This window comes from Legionella cherrii (genome assembly GCF_900635815.1).
GTDB classification, from domain to species: Bacteria; Pseudomonadota; Gammaproteobacteria; order Legionellales; family Legionellaceae; genus Legionella; species Legionella cherrii.
This window is the reverse complement of the sequence record NZ_LR134173.1, coordinates 2,983,654-3,006,907: the sequence shown is the minus strand read 5'-3', so window position 1 is coordinate 3,006,907 and position 23,254 is coordinate 2,983,654. Positions and strand designations below refer to the sequence as shown.

Genomic DNA, 23,254 nt, shown 5'->3' with positions numbered 1-23,254 from the left:
ATTCAGTATATGCAAATAAATTATTAATTGCATAACATTTTTATATGTTCCTCATGTGCCGTGTCCGATGACGGTGAGTTCGGTGATGATTTTACTGTCCACACCTCCTCTTCTTTCTCCTGCTTTGTTTCAATGATGAAATCATGCTGCTTCAATCCATCTTGTTGCATGCATGATGATGTGAGAAGCTGGCTAAAAAAAGGTATTGTAAATACCTCTAATCGACACATCACCTCTTTAGCTTTACTGGAGAGTTCGGAACTTTCTTGCTGTGCTTGGGTATAATTCGTTGCTGCATTAGCTCTTTGTATGCATTCATCAAGAAAACTTATAAATTGTTGATCCGTGATTTTATCTTGTTTTATTGCTTGTAACACGACGGCATTAAATTCAGATACTCTATCCAGCTTTAAAGCAGCGGCAAAAGCATTATTTAACTGCACTGGGACTTTTAAAGGAGGGATCAACCTCTGCAATTGTTGCTGTGCATCAAAATAGAATTTTTTGAGGACATGCATGCCAAAGCCTCTATCATGAGCGCTTATAATGAATTGTTTCAATTGTTCTTCAGTTTCAACAATACATTTCAATTGTTCATCAACAGAGGCCTTATCATGATTCATTTTCTCACGATAACTGGTAACCGTGTGCATCATGTAGGTTCGATTCCCTGCATTATAAGCTTCTTTAATTGCTGCCAAGTCGAGTGGATCCAAATAGTTTATGGCTGGATCTAAGACTAATTGATGCTCCGGATGGAGTATGTCTTCTCTTAATTCAATCAATTGAGCCTTACTTAGGGTGATTGTTTTTGGTGTGGTGATAGTTATGGAGTCACCTCCACCACGCCGTTTAATAAAATCCACCATGACTGAAGAGATTTTGTCGCTAAAGGTCAGTTGTATCAAGTCATTACCCAGATCATCTATTTTTTTTAGTTTATTTTGTTGTCTGTAAGTCCAAGGGTTTTTAAAAGGGCGCCCATCGTCACTATACAATATAGGATTATGTATAAGTTTTTCAAAAATCAAAGCATTTCTTACCATAGGCAAATCGATATCACCTGTCGATTGCGGTAAAATATCATCAATTGCTTCGAGACGTTCCATTAACCTAGTGCGCAAGGTTTCCGCATCTTTTTCTAAAAGCATGAGATCGCTTAACTCGGAAGTTAATTGGCTTTGTTTTTCAGTGCTCAATGGTTTTTTAAATTGTCGTTTAATTCGAGCTGCTTGTTGCTGATGCTGCCATATAACGTGAGTCACATATTGGAGAATTTTATCGTCCATTGCACGTAATTGCATGATGCTTTCAAATTTAGAGTGCATGGACGAATCTTCAATGAGAGTACGATTTCTTCCCAAACCATGGCGCGTGTGTTTCTTAAGGAATTCTCCTGGTATAAGACACAAGCGTGAATCAAGGATAAACTTGTGGGTATCCATAAGTGACTGGTCAAAAATAAAAAGTGATTTTGCATTTCTTAATGCCTTATTTTGACAATTGCCACCTATTGCATCGGTATCACTACATAGGTAAAGCAGGCCAAATGCATCGCCAAAATCATCAATAAAACAGTCCGCTTGTATTCCTTCACCTAAAGATTTAATCGTTGAATAGTGAGTATAAGTTTTTCCTAATAACCATGCGTAAAACGTTTTTCCTAAAGAAAAACCACTAAGTAACTGTATCTCATCAAAGGGAATAAATAATGCAGGGTGTCCGTTATGAGAAATGGTCGTGGTAGTTGCCGTATCTAATTCCATTAATCGGGAGACATTAAGCGCCATTGCTTCATGTTGAACCTCTTGAATAGCACCGTGTTTCGGTAATTTGATAATGGCTTCCGTCCTAAGCTTATATTGTTCTCTTCCAGCCTGATAATCTTTTATACTCAAACCTGGCGCGCTATCGCATAGATGACGTAATTGTTTTTTTACATTGTCCAAACTCATTAAGGTGATTTTTTCTGTTACACCACCTATATTTTCTTGTAGTGTACAATAAATAAGCGTGGACCCATTGTCTTGCGGGATACAGATACGCTTTAATTCATTAATATTATTAAGATCGGATAGAATATTTAATCGTTCTTGTATCCTTTCTTTTTCTGGATCATTATGCGGCAATCGCTCCATCTCTTCTTGCAAACGTTGAATCAGTGCTGTGACCTGTATGAAGTTGGAGGCATCAAATGGTGTGGCATCTGGAAAAGTTTGGGTAAGCGAGTACAGTTTTGTTCTGCTGTTGATTATTAAATCATCTAATTCAGTATCAACTTCTGTGGGTGTATAGGTTGGTCGTTCGTAGTAATTGTCTTTGGGTAATCGAATAATCTCATGAGCATTTTGGGTATAGCGTATGCCTTCTTCTGCTTTTTTGAAGTCGACAGACTTTAATAGAGGAGGAGAGCCTCCTTTCTCAAAGGTAGAAGAATATTTGATGATGCCACAAAATTCTCGCCACTGTTCGGGATCTGTTTCTAGGGTTTCCAAGTCAAATAAACCATTTTGATGGAAATCGATATGATCCAACAACTTATCCAGATCAGAATAGTACTCAAGATCAATACTTTGCAGCTCCATTGCAATAGGATTTTCACACTTTTCTTTTAAAAATCTTTTGATAATCCTATTTTTTTGCCCCAACTCCATTAGTTACGTCCTTATAAAACCAAATTATTCCTGTTTATAAATATAGACAATTTTTATGCTTTTGGTCAAAAAGAACTTTAAGGATTTCCATAGAATAATCAAAGTGAATACAAAAGAAAATTTTAAAAATTACGATGGTTATTAGTTTGTATTCGAAGGAAAAAACAATTTTGAGGTAATGAAGGAGCTCTTCCTTGAGCATTGGTCTATTTTTTATTGTACCAAACCAGTCGTTGTAACTGATGGTTCGGGTTTTTTTTCTTGGGTCAGCGGCTCAAAAACATCTTGAATCCGCGGGTGATGCGTTCTTTGCTCACCCCTAAATAGGGTGCTTCCAATCCGATGTATTGAGGCGACTCTTTTCTTAGATGAGACCGCTTTGGACAATTTTGCATAATTTGCAAAAAAATGTTGGCTTTCTGCAAGACCTACAGAGGTTTTTTTCTTATGTTGTTGTGGCTTCTCTTGTGGAGGAGTGCTCTTTTGTGGTTCAGAAGGTAATGTTCCATCAGCAGATTTTTGGGAAGCAACAGGAGCTTCTGCTTTCTTAGAGCTGTTTTTCTTGACTACCACCGTCTGAAATGAAGAGGACTCCGCTGGAGTTTCTTCATTCCTAATTTCAGAAGATTTTGCGGATGTGCCTTCTCGATCTTTTGGACTTTCAGGCGCTTCCTCTTCACAATCAGCCTCATCGCTTTCGCTGTCCGAGTTCGTCGTATTAAGGGCTCGAATCTCCTCTAAATGAACTTCAAAGTAATCTTGGAAGTTATTTGATTCAGTGATTCCTAGGTCATCAAGCTCTTCAGCAGGCAAAAATTCTAATTGAATAAAATGTGTCCGGAATGTTGGATCGTTATAATCGAGCGCAATCTTTATTTTGTCTACTGGGGTCACTCTGTCCACTCTGAAAAAACCGAAAGAGAGAAAATGGATTGCTTGCCTCCACCAGCTTGCGGCCACCCAATCTTCGGTTAATAGAGCATCTTCAATATCCTGAGAAATTCTGGAAAAATATTCTTTCGAATATTTTTGATAACACTTCGTCGCTAATTGTTCCGCCATTCGATTTAAACGAGGTTCTTTAGGCTCGCGTTCAGAAGTGGCAGTAAAAATGGCGTCTGCTTTCTCTAAAAATTCTCCTTTTTCGAGGTTATCGCTGGCCAAAAGCTTTTGAATCTCTTTTAATTCCTTTTGAATACCTAAGGTCTCTGAAGATATTGCTATTTCAAGTTTTTTATGAAATACAGCTGGGTTGTTAATCAAGAATAATAGCTCTTGGAATTGATTAATGGAAAGTCTTTTTCCTACTTCAGGACGTGTTAATTCTTCAATAAGAGTGGACAAATTGGTTATTGCATGACCTGGTTTTCGAAAATATGAAAGTGCAGTCCGATGACGCGTTTTTCTTAAATCTGGTAGCTTATCCACTTGCGTCGCAATTAAGAATTCTTTAAGCGCCATACCGAGCTGATAAGACATCAGTTGTTCCACATTAAGATGGGTTTTGTACGCAGCAGGGTAGTATGTCTTATTCTCTTCATTAATACATACAAGATATTCGGGAGGAGCATAGCGCGGAGAAGCACGTACTCCACTGGCAAGAGGATTTGGGGAGTTGACAAATGTTTTGCGGTCACTAATTACCAACTTATAATTATGTGCCAAAAAATTACTTAATTTAATGTCAGGATGGTAGTAACCTGCTTCTTTGAGTTTAAGACAAAAATCATTAATTTGATTAAAGTGAAATTTTGCTCTTGCGGCGATTGTTTCTTGTGACTCGCCTTTTAGTGATTTTGCGACATGAAGTAAATTTCCTTGGTTAGCATATTGGCTTAATACCACCGGCCTGTATTCTAGTTCCTGCTGGTCTTCACTTTTGAATTGCATCATAAAAAGACCAGTATCATTCGCGAAATATTTTGAAACAGGATCTGAGTATAGATCTTGATCACTTAAATCACTTCGGTCAACTACAGATAGAACCAGAGTTTTGTCCCAGCCACTCATTTCGAGTGTAAAGTTGTAGTTATTAACCGCCTCGTCACCTAGAACCTCTGTCTTATAGGCAGAGCTACATGTAACAATTTCACCTTTAATTGCGCTGATTTTTTCTTTGGCCAGTTCTAAAATTCGAGTGTGGTCATCCAGATTTTGTTTCAGCATCTTATCATGTTCAGCTATCAGACTAAGACGCTTACTTATTGTTACAAATTGTTCTTTAATTTGGGCAAAGGGTTGGCTGCCCTTCAATAATGCATCTCGCTCTTTCATTAACTTATAGAGCTCGGTGTCATTTTGTTCTGGCAACTCAGCGGCTGCTACAGGGGATTGTGCTGCTACTGCTTTTGCAAATTGAATTCCTTTGTAAAGGAATGCACCATCAGGATTTATTCCATAAGCTAAGAGATGTGCTTGCCAACTGTCTTCATCAGTGGCTGAGAGCCAATGATATTCTCCTTCAGTGATACGAATTGAATTGACTGAATAATTGATTTTTTGTAGGTAAAATAATCGCTGGACCACATCTTCAGGTGCTATTTTATTAAATTCATGGATCAGTCTTATTAACTTTCGATATTTCGCGCTTAGAGGGTTTACTGTTAATCCCATGGATACTCCATTACAAAAAAATCAAAAAATATTATCGATTCATTGAAGGTCGACGATTTATTTTTATAGGTGCTATTAAAATTGTGTAAAATTACAGCATAGTACCACTTATCTTTCAAGAATAATAATTTCCCAGAAAGAAAGCAGTGGTGTTGTACTCCTCATTTTCAGTTGTTCACTGTGACACTTAAATTGCATGAGCAAACAGGGCTTGGTTTTAGATGATGCAATTACTATGAAAACCACTATCTTAAGTGATTAGTTTTATGATTTAATATTCATTATTTCCAGCTTAAAAAAGGGTTATCATGACTTTTGTAGTAACAGAAAGTTGTATTAGGTGTAAGTATACTGATTGTGTTGAAGTATGCCCTGTTGATTGTTTTTATGAAGGGCCCAATTTTTTGGTGATTCATCCAGACGAGTGTATTGATTGTGCATTGTGTGAGCCTGAATGTCCTGTCAATGCCATTGTTTCTGAGGATGATTTAACTTCAGAACAGCAGCAATTTAAAGAATTAAATGCTGAACTTGCCAAAAATTGGCCTAATATAACCGCTAAAAAAGATGCCCCACCCGATGCCAAAGATTGGGACGAGGTTAAGGATAAACTTCAATATTTACAGAAAGAGTGGTAGAAATCACTTCACTTGCTGACTCATGCCAGCGAATTCTGAGTGAGAAAGGTCGACTTTCCACCGCTATTCCAGGATTTGTGGCGCGTAAGCCACAATCTGATTTAGCTGTAGCCATTGCCGAAGCAATTGAAGAAAAATCAATTTTGATTGCTGAGGCAGGTACGGGAACAGGCAAAACATTTGCTTACTTGCTTCCTTGCTTGTTAAGTGGCAAAAAAGCACTGATCTCTACAGCAACTAAAACACTTCAAGATCAACTTTATCAAAAAGATTTACCTACTCTGGTTAGAGCCTTAGGATTATCGGCACGCATACAAAATCTAAAAGGAAGATCCAATTATATTTGCCAGTACCGAGTAGAACTGCACTCCGAAGAAGGGCAGTTTCAAAGCCCCCAATGCGCGCATGAGGTGGCTCATGTCCGCAGTAAATTATCGCAAATGAAAAATGGGGATCGATCGGAGCTCCCCGAGCTGAGTGAGGATTCATCAGTCTGGCCTTATGTTACCTCTACAGTAGATAATTGCCTGGGTGCTGAGTGCCCTAATCACGAAACCTGCTTCTTACTCAAAGCACGCAAACGTGCGCTCGATGCAGATGTGGTGGTGATTAATCATCATCTTTTTTTTGCTGATTCAAGACTAAAAGAAGAGGGGTTTGGCGAGTTATTGCCTGGTGTAGATGTTATTATCTTTGATGAGGCCCATCAACTTGCCGAAATAGCAACACATTTCAATGGTGAACGTATTGGAACGCGTCAATTTCGTGATTTATTAGATGATCTGATTAAAGAATGGCCGGCAGTGGATCTGGCAAATCAACCTTTAAAACTCTTAAGCCATAAAGCCGATCAGCTCCTGGATGAATTATTAAATGGTTTACCCGGAGCGGATGAGCGCTTCAGTTGGCATGAAATAAAGCATAATAAATCGTTTATGGAGGCATGGGCTAATTGGTTGACGTTAAAAGATGAAGTGATGAACTGCTTTAGCGAACTGTCGCTTGCTGAATTTCCTGGACTAGCACGGTGCAAAGAACGATTGGAAGAGTTTGCTCGAATTTTGACCTTCTTTACTCAGGAAAGTAATAATAAAATACGATGGTTGGAGCGTTTTAAACATACTTTAGTTTTTCACATTACTCCCTACGATGTTGCAGAGACGTTCAGTCACTTGCTCCAGCGCCAAGAGTGTACTTATGTATTTACTTCGGCAACGTTAACTATTGCAGATTCTTTTGATTGTTTTTGTAAACCACTTGGATTAAATGGGGCAAGAACATTATTATTGCCCAGTCCTTTTGATTATCGACAACAAGCGTTACTTTATTTGCCTAGAGGATTACCAGATCCAAAAGATTCAGCCTATTATGAATTATTAGTATCACGAGCCATTCCTTTAATTGAAGCTTTAGGAGGCCGTTGTTTTTTTCTGTTTACCAGTCATAAAGCATTAAAACAAGTGGCTCAAATGATGAGCAATACTTTAAACTACCCCTTATTAATTCAGGGAACAGAGGCAAAACCAATTTTATTGGAGCGTTTTAGGCAACTAGGTAATGCAGTGTTATTGGGAACCGCCACTTTTTGGGAAGGAGTGGATGTAAAAGGTGAAGCGCTTTCTTGCGTTATTATTGATAAGTTGCCGTTTTCCAGTCCGGTTGATCCCGTAATTCGTGGTAGAATGGCTTACTTAAAGGAAAAAGGTTTGTCAGGTTTTGATGAACTCTCTTTACCGGGGGCAGTAATTGCCCTTAAGCAAGGGGTAGGGCGGTTGATTCGGGATAACACGGATAAAGGGGTTCTAATGATCGCCGATCCTCGTCTAACCAGCAGAGATTATGGTGGACGTATTTTAGCCAGTTTACCCCAATTACCGAAAACACGTGATGAGCAAAAAGTGCTTACATTTATTAAAGAATTAGAGCTGGATTATGAAACTGCTAGCGATTGATACATCTACAGAAACGGCCAGTGTGGCTTTACTGACCGGGAAAGAATTACTTTGTGAAGAACAAAGTAATCAAAGAACACATGCACAATTTATTTTACCGATGATTGATAGGCTGATGGCCAACGCCAGTTTACAAATGCATCAGCTGGATGGCATAGTATTTGGTCGTGGCCCCGGAAGTTTTACCGGTTTGCGTATTGCATGCAGTATTGCAAAAGGATTGGCTTATGCCCATGATTTGCAGTTGATTCCAGTGAGTAGCTTAGTCGCTATCGCTTGGTCGGTTCGCCAGGAAAAACAGATGAACCAGATCCCTGTATTGGCCGTACTGGATGCGCGTATGCAGGAAATGTACTGGGCTTATTTTGCTCCAGATCAATGGATAGCAGAGGAACATGTTAATCCAGTGCATGAACTCAGTCTTCCTGAGAATCAGCCTGTAATCCTTGCAGGAGTAGGGGCAGACTTATATTGGGAGGCGTTTACCCCGGAAGTTAAATCACAAGTCATTGATAAAATAACAGTGAATCCTTCTGCGGCGGCTATGATTCAATTCGCGCAATTTTTTGGGCAAAAACCCATTTCAGTTGCTCAAGCTCACCCTGTATATGTACGAAATAAAGTAACTTAAGTACTTTGGAGAATTTTGTGGATAAAAAACTATTGGAAATATTGGTGTGTCCTTTATGTAAAGGAAAATTATTATTAAAAAAACAGGAACTTATCTGTAAATTCGATCGATTGGCATTTCCTATCCATGATGATATTCCTGTGATGTTAGAGCATGAAGCTCGAGTTATTTCATTGGAAGAAAAGGATACGCTGTAACATTAAACGGCAGTTGTCGATTTACTCAAAATCGAGTCATCGAGCTCCAAATACCGATTTGCGGTGGAGCAAATAAAAACTCATCCAGATTCCTGAGAAAGGGAACTGGATGAAAGGAAAACCGCATTTGAAAGGCATTAAGTAATCAATATCTTAATCCGTAGATTTTGTAATGTATTTTTTTCGCCAATACAACAAAAATGCAGGAATCATCATGATTAGAATTCCCATAGAGAAAACCAAGCGAAAATGATTTGCGCCACCAAAATTCATAAATTCAACTGGTGGAATAAAACCAACAATTAAAGTCATAGTGCAGCCAAATAAACCCAGAATACAGGTCAGATAGTAGCCTGCTTTTTTACCCGGTATTGCAAAAGGTCTATGAAGATGCGCGTATTTGCTTTTTAATTTCCAGGCGGCAATGAACATCAAAACATACATCATGATGTAGAGTTCAGTGCTTAAGGCAGTAAATAGCCAATAAATAGCATTAACACTCGGAAATAAGAGAAAACCACTGCATAATAGCGTCACCAAAATGGCTTGAGTAATTAAAATTCGTGAGGCCATTCCACGTTTGTTTAATTGACACATAAACTTTGGTAAGAAGTTATGATTGGCGGCCATAAGCAATCCTTTAGCTGGCGAAATGATCCAATTGATCATACTGCCTAAACTGCCCAAAAGTAATAATGCAATTAAGATGGGTAGCAGCCACTCAAGATTATACGCATGAAAAAAGTTAGTAAAGGCTTGCAGTACGCCGTCAATGAGACTGATCTTCTCTTTTGGAAGAACAAAAGCGATAGCTAACGAGCCGAAAATCATGGTTGTCAGGATAAGCAACACTGAAAAAAACATTGCCCGAGGAAAATTGGTTTGTGGGTTATGCACATTGCGGACATGGACCGCTGCAAGCTCCATGCCTAAAAATGAAGTCATAATTGCAGTGAGTGATACCCAAGATTGGCTGTCTTTCCAGTGCGGTATCAAATGTTCTAAGCTCATATTAATTGCTATAGGGTTTCCTTTAATAACCCAAATTAGGGCAAGGAAAATAATGAACCCCATGGGAAGTATCATTCCTAATATGGCACAAAGACCGGCAAAATGTGCTGAAGCGCGCAACCCAGATAATGCAATTAAAGTTAATGACCAAAAAATAACTAGAATTACTGAAATCAAGTAATATTTATTTTGTGCCAGTTCAGGATTGATTAAATAGGCCAAGACTCCTGCTATAAAGGATAAAATTGTGGGATACCAGACTAAGGTATTGATCCATTGCAACCAGATGGTAAAAAAAGCAAGATTCTCACCGTAAGCATGCTTCACCCAACTGTAAATTCCGCCTTCCTCATCCGACCACGTTGAGGACAATTCTGCTGCTACTAAAGCCACTGGAATTAAGAAAACAATTGCGGAAAAGATAAAGAAAAAAATTAATGAAGAACCGAATAGGGCGGTTCCCGGTAAATTTCTTATACTATCAATTGCACCAGTAATCAGTAACACTAAGGCCAGGACAGATATTTTTTCAGAGGACCAGTTGTTCATTAATGAAATCGACTTGTTAAAATGCTAGGCATTATATAGGAAGTTGGCAATGGACGTTACTATTTATTTTACCATATGGAATCAATTTTGTTGCTTCTAATTCAAATAATTACGGTGGAATAGAAATTATATCTTAGTCTAGGCATTCAATACCTATTTTATCGTAGGTTTACAGACAGGTTTTTATAGGGGGGGAGTGTAAAGGCTGTTTAGTCAATAAAAAACCTGTCAATAATCTTTTAAAATCATAAACTTTTTGAGTTTTCTATGTTGGGGATTGTCTCATAGGAGTCAGATTTTTTAATTTTGAGTTTCTTAAAGAACGAATTATTGTTACTCACCTGGCTTTGAGACTCAAAATCCTTTTTCAAACACTTTAAGAAATTATCAAATTCGAGAAAAATTTCTATTTTTAATTGATAATCATTTTCTTTATAATCGCTATTTGTTTTATAAAATACTACCGCTTCATTACTCAGGGCGGTTATTTCTTTTTGTAACTCTGTCTTTGATTTACAAAAACTACTGAGTTTCATGGCGTGCTCGGTCAATTCAACAAACTTTTCTTTATATGTTTCTATTTTCATATTAAATCCTTTTTAAATTAAAAAGTTACTCCTTATGGCATGAAAGAAAAGCAAAAAACATGCCGTCTCGTTGGATTGAGTTTTTCATCTCCCGCTATCTCGAGTGCAGCGAGGGCTCTCCATTCCAATAGGCAGTTTGTTTTAGGGGAGAATCTCTCTCGGGTGGAGAGTGGACCTCGATTACATTGCACTAACCGGGTTACACACTATGTATTCCTGGTTTCTTTATTAAAACCCCCTTTACATACAGGAGAATTTAAAACGTTTTTGCCCCTATTTTCCCATTCTTCAGGGGTAAATAAATGCATACTTAAGGCGTGTAACCCAAGATCAAATTCATTTTTTAGCAATTGATTTAATAGCCTATGTCGTGCGATTCGTGATAGATCAGTAAAGCGTGCAGCAACAACAGTAACTTTGAAATGTGTTTGTGCATTTTCAGGAACGTGATGATTGGCCGATTCATCTTCGACGTTTAAATAAATGGGAGCTAATTCTTGAGTTACCAATTGTTCGATACGATTTTTACGTGACATATTTATCTCTACCACAAATTAATAATAAAAAAGCCGCCATAAAGCGGCTTTTTGAAAGTATGCTATTTAGATTCTACAGTTTGCAGGAACATATCTATCATCAGCAGCATTTTGTACTGCACAAGTCCAGGTAATTGGATTTGTAGGCGGTGTTCCTGCAACCAATGGTTGTCCATTAGATGATGGAGTCAATGTAAGGACCACATTATTTGCTAGTGCAGTATAGGTCACTGTAATTACGCCAGTAGCTGGAGTAACTACAACACTTTGCACGTTAGCTGTTGCTGGGGGTTGAGACCAGCCCAAGTCTAAAGCATTAGCACCCGTTGTAGCATTTTCAGAAATTGTAGTCTGTGCTGAAGAAGCAAGACTCAATCCTTCGGTTACACGAGCTCTAACAACGTAATCCTGATAAGCTGGAATAGCAATTGCGGCAAGGATACCAACGATTGCCACCACTATCATCAACTCAATTAACGTAAAGCCTTTTTGTTTCATCATTTGCTCCCTAATGATTGGTACAACGATAAACATGCAAAAAAAATGCCATTTATCAGAAACTTACAACAAAATTAGGCCAGAACAAATATATAACCTGCCATGGCAAGAAAAGGAAGTCCTCTTCACTTTCTTTTCCTCTTATAATTGTAGCAGAAGCAGATAAGTGTTGCTTATCTTCTAGGACTATTTTAATCCGGCAATTTTTGTTTGTTTTAAAATGACAAAAAAATATGAAAAAAATGAGTAGCTTATAACCCGGATTAGTACTGCCTAATCCAGGCTATAATATGGTTTCGAGTTAAAGATTATTTAAGTACTTTCGGTACTAATTGATTCTTTAAACGAACATAATCAGGCAATCCATTAATGTAATCTGGATAAGCTTCACCTTGAATTAGTGGTGACAAATACTGTTTGCATTCAGCAGTGATCCCCATTCCGTCTTCTGTAATATAATGTTTGGGCATCGCTTTTTCTTGATTGGCAACATCGGCCAATTGGACGTGGCCTATAGACCATTGATAAGGTTCATCTTGTTCACGAATGATGATTGGCATGATGGCATTATGGCCTTTGATGGCATATTCTACCGCGGCCTTACCCAGAGCATAAGCCTGATCGAGGTCGACTTTTGAAGCGATGTGACGGGCAGCACGTTGTAAATAATCTGCCACTGCCCAGTGGTATTTGTAATTCAGTTCCGTTTTGATGTACTGAGCAATGACTGGTGCAACGCCACCTAATTGGGCATGACCGAATGCGTCACGAATTCCTGCATCACTTAAGAATTTACCTTCCGTGTTACGAATTCCCTCTGAAACGACAACAACGCAATAACCATATTTTTTAACGCATTCATCCACTTTATTCAGGAATTTGCCTTGTTGAAAAGGAACCTCTGGTAATAAAATAATGTGAGGTGGTTCATCAGGGTGTTGGCTTGCCAAACCACTGGCAGCAGCAATCCATCCTGCATGACGCCCCATTACTTCTAGAATAAAGACTTTTGTTGATGAGGCAGCCATAGAGGCAACATCAAAACCTGCTTCTCGGGTAGAAACAGCAACATATTTAGCTACAGAACCAAATCCGGGGCATGCATCAGTAAAGGGAAGATCATTATCTACCGTTTTGGGTATACCAATGCATGTAATCGGATAGCCCATTTTTGAGCCTATTTGCGATACTTTATGTGCGGTATCTTGGGAATCCCCCCCGCCGTTATAGAAAAAATATCCTATATTATGCGCTTTAAAAACTTCAATTAACCGTTCGTATTCTTCACCATCATTTTTTAATTTATAGCGGCAAGAACCAAATGCACCAGAAGGCGTTTGCAATAATTTCGCGATATCTGAGTCACTCTCTAGTGATGTATCAATAAGCTCTTCGTTTAAGGCACCAATAATCCCGTTTTTGGCTGCATATACTTTGCCAATATGTTCTGGAAATTTCCTGGCAGTTTGAATCACGGCGCAAGCTGAGGCATTAATTACCGCAGTTACACCGCCTGATTGAGCATATATTGCATTTTTTATAGTCATTCTTTCTCCTGGTTAAGGGTAATTACTTGTCTTCATAGCCTCTTGGCGGAGAGTAAGTGAGAAGATGGGTAATCACTTAAATTCGTACTTTTTGATGTTCATATTCATTAATTACAGCATCAATGCTTTGAATTAATTCGGCAAAAGGGGTGGCGAGCTCTTCAATTGAAGCGGCATGTGCCGCCAGTTTTTCTACCTGGACTACTTTTTTCTGTAGCGTTGGCACTCCAGAAAAACAACATGCTCCATGCAGTTTATGTGCTGCCTCGCCTATTTTTTTAATATTTTTATCATGCATTAATTGGATAAATTCTTCACGATTTTTATGTAATTCCTCTACAAATCGGCTAAGAAACTCTTCGGCAAGTGCTTGATTTCCAGATACTTTTTGCACACATAATTGCCAATCAATTGCTGCATGTTTAGCTTTATCGGTAATCCGCAGGATTTGGGTCAGTAATTGTTTTTCATCTACAGGTTTTTGCAAGCAAAAATCCACACCTGATTTTTTTAAATCAATGCTATTCACATCGCTGCCATTCGCACTAATTAAAACTATAGGAGTATGGCGGTTAAGTTGTGATTTTTGTCGAATGAGTCGAGCTGCCTCTAATCCATTGACTTTAGGCATCTGCAAATCGAGCAAAATGAGGTCGTATTTTTTGTCATTACACGCCGATACCGCCATTTCACCGTCATCAACTGCAGTCATATTTGCATGAGTGCCCAATAAAGAGTCCAGAAGCATTTTGTTTACTGGATTGTCTTCAGCAATGAGTAAATCAGGGTGCATAAAACGTAATTGTTCTCTTAAACCATCCAATTCATGATTGACCGGTTTTTCAATGTTCTCTTGGCTAGTGAGGGATTCAATAACATCTTGAAGTTTTTGAATGCTGATGGGTTTATATAGAAAGCCCTGGGCTCCAAGTGCTGTGTAATCATTAATAAGCCATTTGGAAATGAGCACGTATGGAAAATAGTTATGTTCGGCAATGATTTTGGCTATCTTTTGTTCATAACCTTTGTTGATATTGAGAAAAGCAATATTACAGTCTTTGTTATTCTCAAGAGCACTCGCAAGACGGTTAAACGAATTGACCGGAATACATTGAATTCCCCAATAACCTAAGCCATTGCATAGTGCTTCCAAATGGAGCGAATTATCATCAAAGCATAACATTTTAAAATGCGCGAAGGGGTGTATTTGATTTTTTTCTATTTCATAGGCAACTAACTTTTCAACTTTCACCTGAGCAGTGAAGCTAGAACCTTTATTGAGCTCGCTGGTAAAGCTAATACGTCCATGCATTTCTTCACAGAGTTTTTTACAAATGACTAATCCTAGGCCTGAACCGCCATAACGACGAGTAATGCTTGTATCGGCCTGGTTAAATGCAGTAAATAATTTACTTTGATCCTCTGGTGAAATACCTAAGCCAGTATCAGTGATTGTGATGCATAAAGTGTAATCTTTATCTGTTTCTTGTTCTACTTTAGTGCGGACCAATACATAACCATGATCGGTAAATTTAACCGCATTAGTCACAAGATTGGTGATAAATTGTTTGATTCTAAAGGGATCACCTAAAACAATTTTAGGTACACTTACATCGGTTATTGGGATTAAATCAATCCCTTTTTTATGAGCATTTGGTGCTGCAAGGGTAAGCACTTCATCGATACAATGACGGATATTTAAGGGGATGCAATCGAGGTGAAGTTTTCCCGCATCAATTTTAGAGAAATCGAGGATATCATTAATAATTCCTAACAAGTCTTGTGCAGAAGCTTTGATTGTTTTTACATAATCTAATTGCAGGGGATCAAGCTTGCTTTCCAATAAAACATTAGTAAAGCCAATAACACCATTCATTGGTGTGCGGATTTCATGACTCATATTGGCAATAAATTCTGATTTTTGTCGACTTTTCTCTTCTATTTTTTTCTTCTCAAGCGAAAGCTCAATATTTTTTTCTTCTAACAGTTCAAGACTTTGCTGTAAATCTTCAGTGGCGATTTCGATATGTTGATTTAAGTCGCGTATTGTTTCGAGGTATTTTTTTTGCAAATGGGCACATCCTTGCTCAATGATGCCGAGTTCACCTGGGCTCGTTGTTTTGATTTCTGTTTCGAACTCATTGCGTAAAATTTGTTTCATGCTCCGACGTAAACGGGAAATGGGTAGATAAATCCGCTTAGAGAGAAAGTAGTGGATGGTCAATCCCATGAGCAAACCAAAAAGAGTAATAAAAATGGTTACTATGAGCATTTGATAACGTTTGATGATCATCGAGCGAGTATCGATGTCAATGGATAACCAACCTAAAATATCATCGGCACGAGTGGCCATTGGGCTGAGGATGTTCTTAAAAGACGAATTGGAATAAAGATTGAATTTAGGGATAGTAACGGGTGCGATGAAGTTAATGGTAAAAGGATTAATTTGCTTACTTTCAATATAATCCCCCGTAAATTTAGGAGGATTGAAAGGTTTATTCAGAGAATGTTTGCCGCCGCGGTAAGCCAGCAGTTGTCCGTCACTACTGTAAAAAGCGAGGGCCTTGACCTCTGGATTGATTGTGGATGCATTAATTAACCCTTGCAACGTGCGATCGTCACGTCGAAGCATGGCGTATTGTGCTGCAGGAAGTAATTGACGGATGTATGCTTCGCCCAGACGGGACATGTGCTGTTTTAAATCATTACCAAACAGTCCATTATAAAAAATAGCGAGAAGCAGGGCGACTAAAAAGGCTGGAATTAGGGTGGTAATTCTCAGTTGATACTTGATACCTATGCTTTTCAAAGTGACTCACCAATATAGTTCGGATAATACTTTAATTTTAGCCTGCATAGAGCACATCGTAACGTGAATGGTAATAAACAGACTTTAGGTGAGTCTGCTCATAATATCCTTCACCCAGGCTTCAAAGTCAGTTATTATAGCCCGATTATTTTATTCCTTACAATGTGGAAGAGATTATGACAGTTAGAACCCGATTTGCACCAAGCCCAACTGGTTTTTTACATGTGGGCGGAGTGAGAACTGCTTTATTTTCATGGCTTTATGCAAAGCGCCATCACGGTCAGTTCATTTTACGCATAGAAGATACGGATCAAGAACGTTCTACTAAGGAATCGGTACAAGCTATCCTGGATGGTATGTCTTGGTTAGGTATGGATTATGACGAAGGCCCCTTTTATCAAACAGAACGTTATGATCGATACAACCAAGTAGCACAACAATTTTTGAATGAGGGTAAGGCTTATCGTTGCGAGTGCAGCAAAGAACGTCTGGAGGCGTTACGCACCGCACAATTAGCTGCCAAAGAAAAGCCCCGTTATGATGGCCATTGTCGAGATAAGAACTTACCCTTTTCGGATAAGCCTTATGTAATCCGTTTTAAAAATCCTGAACAAGGTACTGTCTCATTTCATGATGAAGTATATGGAGAAATCCATGTGGCGAATAGTGAGTTAGATGATTTGATTCTTGTACGTTCTGATGGCCACCCAACTTATAATTTTGCTGTGGTTATTGATGATATCGATATGAAAATAACCCATGTAATTCGAGGTGATGATCATATTAACAACACCCCAAGACAAATCAACTTGTTTCAAGCGCTTAATGCTCCCATTCCAGTATTCGCTCATTTACCCATGATCTTAGGTGAAGATGGCAAGCGTTTATCCAAAAGACACGGTGCGGTCAGTGTGTTGCAATTTAAAGAGTTAGGGGTTTTACCACACGCATTACTCAATTATTTAGTGCGTTTAGGTTGGTCTTATGGCGATCAGGAAATCTTCAGTATCAATGAAATGATTGAATGTTTTGAATTAAAAAACGTGAGTCGGGGTGTTTCAAGTTTTAACTATGAAAAGTTATATTGGCTTAATCAACATTATCAAAAAAATGATTCAGCTGAGGCGGTAGCTGAATCATTGCGTTGGCATTTTGAACAATCGGGCATTGATCTGACTAAGGGGCCAAAATTAACTGATTTAGTGGCAATTCAGGCTGAGCGATGTAAGACTTTAGCTGAAATGTGCCAAATGAGTTTATATTTTTTTACTGATTCAATTGAATATGATGAAGCCGCTGTGAAAAAACATTTGCGCCCAGTCATCTTGGAGCCTTTGACGGCACTTTATGAGCGTTTACAAACAGTGGAGACTTGGGAAAAGGATCATTTGCAAGAATGCATTAATGACATCAGCGCGCAATTTGATATCAATATGGGGAAAATCGCACAGCCATTAAGGGTTGCTGTAACCGGTTCGGGCATGTCACCATCAATTGATATGACCTTGACTTTATTAGGTAGAGAAAAAGTATTAACTCGTCTGAAAAATGCTTTAGAACAATTGAAAATTAGAGCTCAAGCCAATAGTTGATTTCTAAATTTGTAGTAGTGCATAGTCTGCAGGTCGAAGTAAAATCTTGGTCTGCAGATTCTAAATTCTTCGATTCGTGACTGTCATATATTGATTCGTATGAGAGATTATTTTAATAAAACACAGGGATAATGGCTTATGAAATTAAAATCACAGTTCTTAGGATTAGCCTTTGTGGCTTTTTTCTCTCCACCCATGCTTTATGCTGCTAACTCTGACTCATCTTCAAGTATCACAAATCAATTACAGAAAGAGATTGATAACTATTATCAGCAATACAGTAACAAGGAAAAGTTTACAGCGATTGCCGCATCGGTCCTGATTCCTCAAAATCAAATGAGCTCTAAAAAAGAAACCCATACGGTGGTACACGGTACTATGGGATTCCCTCCCTTATCTCAACCAATTACCTCAAGCAATTTGTTTGATATTGGCAGTATTACCAAATCATTTACTGCGCTTATCCTTTTGCAATTGCAGACAGAAGATAAATTGTCTCTAGATGACCATTTGGGAAAATGGTTACCTCAATATCCTCATTGGAAAGAGGTTACTTTAAGACAATTATTGAATATGACCAGTGGCATTCCAAATTATTCAGAAGATGATGAGTTTTCCAAAAAAATGGAAGCCAATTTAAATCGAGTTTGGACGGATGAAGAGTTACTTAAATACGCTCACCCGGAAAAACCGCTTAAAAAGAGGCAGGGAAATCTTTTTGAATATTCAAATTCCAATTACATCCTTGCCGCCATGGTTATCGAAAAAATAACCAATGATACCTTTGAAAATCAATTAAAATTGCGGATTATCAATGCAAAAAATGGATTGAATAATTCATTTTATCTTGCAGGTCCTGATGGTCAAGCGCAAGGAAAAGCCATTGAAGATCGCCGAGTCCATGGATATTTTTATGATGAGAATAAGAATAAATTAATTGATACATTAACTAATGATTTATCTTGGGCGGCTGCTGCCGGTGCAATCGTCGCAAATACGGAAGATGTCGTTCGCTGGGTACAACAGCTTTATCATGGAACATTGGTTAAGCCTATTTATAGAGAGCGGATTTTGGCTGAATTAGAGTCCGTTGTTTCTATGAAAACAGGACAACCTATTGCTCAAGTCTCAGAAGAAGATCCTCATGGATTTGGTTTAGGAGTAGGGTATCTTTATGATAAAGAACTCAAACAACGTTTTTGGGTTTATAAGGGGAGTACATTAGGATTTCGCGTCATGTATTTTTGGCAGCCTTGCAATAATGTAACAACCGTGGTTGCTTTAAATAGTAAAGGCGGTGAAGGCAATCCAGATTCTAAATTAGGCGATGAGATTATTAAAGCGAACCTAGGTTTATATAAGGTCATTTTAAAAAATTATCCTGAACTCCAGTGTATTTCTTAGCTTTATTTTTTTTTGACCCTTTTCTCCCCGTGGAGAAGGGGGGTATCTAACTTTTAAAGTCTCAATGTGGATTAAATAAAAACAAGTTGTAGTAACTATATAATTCCCATGCTACAATTTGTGCTTGACGATTTATAAATCAACAAATATGTCTAGTTCTAAAGATGATACTATAAATTCTAACCTCCCACCTTCAGTCCTTACAATTAATAAAAAAACCGATCATTTTTTTATTTCCATTAGTAAGAAGCGGGGGGTACATTCTTTCCTAATGCTAGGGACATATGACCCGCAAGAACATAAAATTCAACGGTTACTTTGTCGTGTAGGCAAGGGACACAATCTTACTAAGCCTAACTTTTTGACTAATATGCAGTGCATCTGTAATGGATTGTTTTTTAGTAATCCAGCGAGTTTAAGGGATGAAGTTATCTATAGGGATAAAATTGGCTCATACCCCATTAGTTATCAAGCATATGATATTACCTATGAACAATATATCGAGTTTGTACAAATATTGGAGTCATTGCAAACCGATGAAAATAAGTTTGGATGCTATAAACCCATTATGCCAGTAGGACCTGTTGCATCAGAACAAGAGGATGAATGTGCTGAAACGACTGTAAAAGATCAGAATAAAATTAAATTAAAATACAATTTAGATAAAGTCTTTCCCTCTCGGGATGTGCCTCAAATACGAGCAAGTGTTAGTGGATTGGATTTAGGCAATACCTGTAGGCATTCAGCAATCAAACTCGTTGAAGAAGTTCAGCATGCACCAGTTGGCTCTTTAGTTTCTTCCAGTTTTTTTAGGGAGTTACCTTATCAAACGGAATTGGAATACGGTAAACCCAGTCAAGATATTCCTTTTTATGTACTTCCACCTCCTCCAACCGCTTTTGTTCTGAGTGATGAGGGGGATGGGGTAAAAGAAATGATACTCAGAAAGCTATACACTCGAATGGAAGCGCTGCCGTGTCTAGAACCTGATTCAGAGGATACACAAATTAAGTTTTCAAAATTAAAAGAATTATATTTAGACCTGGTTGGACCAAAGAAAGATTTAACTTTGGATTTATTAATGAAAGATATTCAGGATTGGAAAGGAAGAAATAAACCGCAATTAGAGGTTTTAAGAAAAACATATTTTTGGGATTATCTCCCTCTCGTCAAAAGAACATCGTCTACTATGAAGTTACTTGATGAGATAGAAAATGACCTTAACAGTGAACTGACTACTAGATTACATGGCTAGTATAACTGATTTCTAGTCTGCGCAGCTGAATTTAAAAGAACATATTAATCACTCTAGGGGCCTACTATTCATTGTCATTCAGTTGAGGCAGGATACAATAGTTCAAACTGTAAGGCGTTATTTCCGCGTAGGCGGGAATACTTCTATAAATTCTGTCTCATGCCAGTGGGCAATCCATTTTCGTCTTTGTCAAAATGACATACAATAGTTTTCTGTAAAAGCTACTTGTGGAGAGGGTTTCTTCTTAACTTAACAGTAGTAATCTAATATTTGACTGGGAATCAAAGGAGTGAATATGAAACTTTATTATGCCAAATCAGCATGTTCTTTAGCAGTACGTATTGTTCTTAATGAGTTAGGAATCGATTTTCAAGATGAAGAAGTCGATTTAAAGGCAAAAAAGACACGTTCAGATGAAAATTATTTATCGATTAATCCTAAAGGTGCGGTACCAGCACTTTACCTGGATAACGGTGATTTGTTGACAGAAAATCAGGTTATTTTGCAATATTTAGCGGATAAAACACCCGGCCAAAAGCTTTTACCCGCAGTGGGAGACTTAAAAAGATACCACACCCTCGAGTGGATAAATTATGTTGCTACTGAATTACATAAAACTATAGGCATGTTCTTTCATCCCAATCTTAATGAAGAAACAAAAAAAATTTTTATGTCCATAATCAATACTCGAATGAAGTATGTTAATGAGCATCTTGCAAAGGGGCCGTACTTGATGGGGGATGACTTTTCTTTGGCGGATGCTTATTTATTTGTCATAACCAGATGGGCGTATCATTTTAAAATGGATCTTTCAGCCTATAAACATTTAGAACAATTTATGAAAGTCGTTGCAAAACGCCCTGCTGTGGTGACTTCGTTACAACAAGAAAAATTGTAATAAGTACTTGCCACTGAGTAAGAACGTTTGTATTGTGTGTATTTTTTGCCTTATCTGCACTTTAAATCCAATCGTTCTTCAAGTTTTTTGTCCTAAGATAAGGAAAATACTCATGTAATTATTGGGAGGTGGAATGTGCCTGTAAAATCTGCTTTTCGAGGTGGAATAGAACTTAATTTTTCCCCTCAACGCCAATTTGAACCCATTGCAGGTGTGGAACAAGAGAAACAGGCAGCGATTATTGCGCGCAATGCAGTGCGCTTTTTAATGATGGGATGGACAGAGCAGTGGACCGAGTTTTTAACCCCAGCCGTAGCTTATGCTGTTTTTGTAAAACGTGATCATGAATTATTACGGGAATTACGTTTCGCTTTTCAACAGGGTTTTTTAGATCTTTTTGAGCAATTAAAGGATAAGGAATTAACTGATCAGCAAAAAGAGCAAGTTCATCTTTATTTAAGTAATTGTTTGACGTTACTCCCTTATGGAGATTTAACACCGTATGAATCCTTTAAAATCCCTCAATATATTGATGATCATCTGGAACTAGTCGAATATCAGGTCAAACCAATTGAATTAACCAAAAGATCAGGATGGAACCGTTTTTTTATTCAAGACCAAGACCGTGTTTTTGCTTATGGACTTGAGCCGCTTTTTCAACAAAAAGCAGAATCTCACTTAATTTTCATGGGTACAACTTATCCTATGGGACAGGGCTTCATACCCCAAGTGAATACTGATTCCAAAGGCTTTGAAACGGTTGGCGAGTCACTTTATCAAACGGGACGAGATCGGATTCATCAATGGTTAAGCAGTCAAAAAAATAAAGTGCATGTATGTGGTGTGAGCTTAGGTGGTTCATTAAGCTTATTACTTGCTATCGATAAAGGAAATTATGCATTGTCTCGTGTTGATGCGCTCAATCCTGCCGGGCTGCATGAGGGTTGGTCAAAGAATAGAAATGATCATTGGCATGAATTGGCCGATAAGCCACTAGTCGTTGTACAAAAGCAAGGAAATGATCCTGTTTCAGCTTTTGGCGTCTGGAAGGATGATTGGTATATTATACAAGTAACTCCTCCACCCGATAAGCAAGGGCCCAATTGTTTTTGTGACCATTTTTTAAATTATGCCGGATTCGCCGATACAACCTTTAGCTATATTGAGGCCAAACAGGATAATGCCAAACGAAAAGCGCGTAATTTTTGGCTTTACACCCTTGGCAGGGCACTACTTTATGGTCTTTTTTTTCTGCCGTATACTTATGCAGTGCGTCCGCTTGCATATTTTTTTGTACAAAATTGGATGATTTCAATTTCTGTATTAGGAGTATTAGCAGGAGTGGGTCTTACCTTGGCTGGCATCTTACCCGTAGCCGCTTTGTTTATGATTGCTGGGGGATTGTTGGCCACTATTTTTGCCTGCTCAAAATACCTTTCGAAAAAAAATCCAGAAAATTCTGCTATTCGATCGCTTGTAGAAAAAGAGGAGCTGGCGGAGTTGCATGATCCTTCTCTTTCGCGCAATCCGACTATGGATATCTATAATAAAGACGAGACAGTTAAGATAGAACTTACTCATCCGCAAATACACACCTATTATGATGTGATGCGCCGGCTGGTAAAAGGAAAAAGCTATTTGCCTGCCAACGAACACAAAAGTAGCTATGTAGCAGGGGTTAGCAAAAAAACATTACTCGAAGAAAGTGCTAATTCCCAAAGGGCAGATTTTGTAGTGCCTTTTACGGTTACTCGAGCTAAGGCCGCTCACATTCGTCGTACTTTATATTGGGTAGAACAATTAGGAATGGAGAACGAAGCCTTATTAAAAGAGAATTTAGAAAAATGCTACAGTGAGTATCGAATAGGTAAAGGCATATAATT

General features: G+C 38.2%; 17 protein-coding genes. 9 read left to right on the top strand and 8 right to left on the bottom strand.

All coding sequences use genetic code 11. The features are described 5' to 3' along the window. Positions 1–23: 23 nt before the first annotated feature. Together EL022_RS12770 and legK7 are read right to left on the bottom strand one after the other, a co-directional pair. Positions 24–2,654, bottom strand: coding sequence for a hypothetical protein (locus EL022_RS12770; protein ID WP_028380207.1), 2,631 nt, complete (start codon positions 2,652–2,654; stop codon positions 24–26). A gap of 213 nt (positions 2,655–2,867) precedes the next feature. Further along, entirely contained in the window at positions 2,868–5,267 is a 2,400-nt protein-coding gene (gene legK7 / locus EL022_RS12765) for a LegK7 family Dot/Icm T4SS effector kinase (protein WP_028380208.1), read from the bottom strand. 308 nt (positions 5,268–5,575) lie between these two features. Between legK7 and fdxA the strand changes: the two genes are divergently transcribed. Genes fdxA through EL022_RS12745 form a run of 4 tightly spaced genes read left to right on the top strand, consistent with a single transcriptional unit; the run spans position 5,576 to position 8,685 of the window. Next, positions 5,576–5,905 carry a ferredoxin FdxA gene (gene fdxA / locus EL022_RS12760; protein ID WP_028380209.1) on the top strand — a complete coding sequence of 110 codons (330 nt, stop codon included), beginning with the start codon at positions 5,576–5,578 and terminating at the stop codon, positions 5,903–5,905. Continuing rightward, positions 5,899–7,857 carry a DNA repair helicase YoaA gene (locus EL022_RS12755; RefSeq protein ID WP_028380210.1) on the top strand — a complete coding sequence of 653 codons (1,959 nt, stop codon included), beginning with the start codon at positions 5,899–5,901 and terminating at the stop codon, positions 7,855–7,857. The genes fdxA and EL022_RS12755 overlap by 7 nt, the downstream gene beginning before the upstream one ends. Then, positions 7,838–8,488 (top strand): tRNA (adenosine(37)-N6)-threonylcarbamoyltransferase complex dimerization subunit type 1 TsaB, encoded by a 651-nt coding sequence (gene tsaB, locus EL022_RS12750; RefSeq protein ID WP_035900420.1) that lies wholly within the window; start codon positions 7,838–7,840, stop codon positions 8,486–8,488. Before EL022_RS12755 ends, tsaB begins: the two co-directional genes overlap by 20 nt. 17 nt (positions 8,489–8,505) lie before the next feature. Further along, positions 8,506–8,685, top strand: a complete 180-nt coding sequence (locus EL022_RS12745) for a Trm112 family protein (protein ID WP_028380212.1) — start codon at positions 8,506–8,508, stop codon at positions 8,683–8,685. Between the two features lie 153 nt (positions 8,686–8,838). Here EL022_RS12745 and EL022_RS12740 read toward each other — a convergent pair whose 3' ends face one another. The 6 genes from EL022_RS12740 to letS all read right to left on the bottom strand — a co-directional run bounded on the left by EL022_RS12740 (position 8,839) and on the right by letS (position 16,222). Continuing rightward, the gene (locus tag EL022_RS12740) at positions 8,839–10,245 is read right to left on the bottom strand and encodes an APC family permease (RefSeq protein WP_028380213.1); all 1,407 of its coding nucleotides are present in this window, start codon (positions 10,243–10,245) and stop codon (positions 8,839–8,841) included. 245 nt (positions 10,246–10,490) lie between these two features. Beyond that, positions 10,491–10,832: a hypothetical protein gene (locus EL022_RS12735; protein ID WP_028380214.1), complete on the bottom strand. Its 342-nt coding sequence runs from the start codon at positions 10,830–10,832 to the stop codon at positions 10,491–10,493. A 206-nt stretch (positions 10,833–11,038) separates the two neighbouring features. After that, on the bottom strand, positions 11,039–11,368 hold the full coding sequence (locus EL022_RS12730) for a BolA family protein (protein ID WP_028380215.1): 330 nt from the start codon (positions 11,366–11,368) through the stop codon (positions 11,039–11,041). Between the two features lie 66 nt (positions 11,369–11,434). Further along, positions 11,435–11,866 carry a pilin gene (locus EL022_RS12725; protein ID WP_028380216.1) on the bottom strand — a complete coding sequence of 144 codons (432 nt, stop codon included), beginning with the start codon at positions 11,864–11,866 and terminating at the stop codon, positions 11,435–11,437. Positions 11,867–12,174: 308 nt separating this feature from the next. Continuing rightward, on the bottom strand, positions 12,175–13,413 hold the full coding sequence (locus EL022_RS12720) for a 6-phosphofructokinase (protein ID WP_028380217.1): 1,239 nt from the start codon (positions 13,411–13,413) through the stop codon (positions 12,175–12,177). A 76-nt stretch (positions 13,414–13,489) separates the two neighbouring features. Further along, positions 13,490–16,222 (bottom strand): two-component system sensor histidine kinase LetS, encoded by a 2,733-nt coding sequence (gene letS / locus EL022_RS12715; protein ID WP_028380218.1) that lies wholly within the window; start codon positions 16,220–16,222, stop codon positions 13,490–13,492. 176 nt (positions 16,223–16,398) lie between these two features. On the opposite strand from letS, the gene gltX reads away from it, so the two are divergent. From gltX to EL022_RS12690, 5 genes are all read left to right on the top strand, one after another. Then, entirely contained in the window at positions 16,399–17,814 is a 1,416-nt protein-coding gene (gene gltX / locus EL022_RS12710) for a glutamate--tRNA ligase (RefSeq protein WP_028380219.1), read from the top strand. A 138-nt stretch (positions 17,815–17,952) separates the two neighbouring features. Further along, positions 17,953–19,218 carry a serine hydrolase domain-containing protein gene (locus tag EL022_RS12705; RefSeq protein WP_028380220.1) on the top strand — a complete coding sequence of 422 codons (1,266 nt, stop codon included), beginning with the start codon at positions 17,953–17,955 and terminating at the stop codon, positions 19,216–19,218. A 271-nt stretch (positions 19,219–19,489) separates the two neighbouring features. Next, the gene (locus tag EL022_RS12700) at positions 19,490–20,473 is read left to right on the top strand and encodes a hypothetical protein (RefSeq protein ID WP_237761305.1); all 984 of its coding nucleotides are present in this window, start codon (positions 19,490–19,492) and stop codon (positions 20,471–20,473) included. Between the two features lie 295 nt (positions 20,474–20,768). Next, complete coding sequence (gene gstA / locus EL022_RS12695; protein WP_028380222.1) at positions 20,769–21,371, top strand: glutathione transferase GstA; 603 nt, start codon at positions 20,769–20,771, stop codon at positions 21,369–21,371. A 135-nt stretch (positions 21,372–21,506) separates the two neighbouring features. After that, on the top strand, positions 21,507–23,252 hold the full coding sequence (locus EL022_RS12690) for a hypothetical protein (protein ID WP_028380223.1): 1,746 nt from the start codon (positions 21,507–21,509) through the stop codon (positions 23,250–23,252). Positions 23,253–23,254 lie beyond the last annotated feature (2 nt).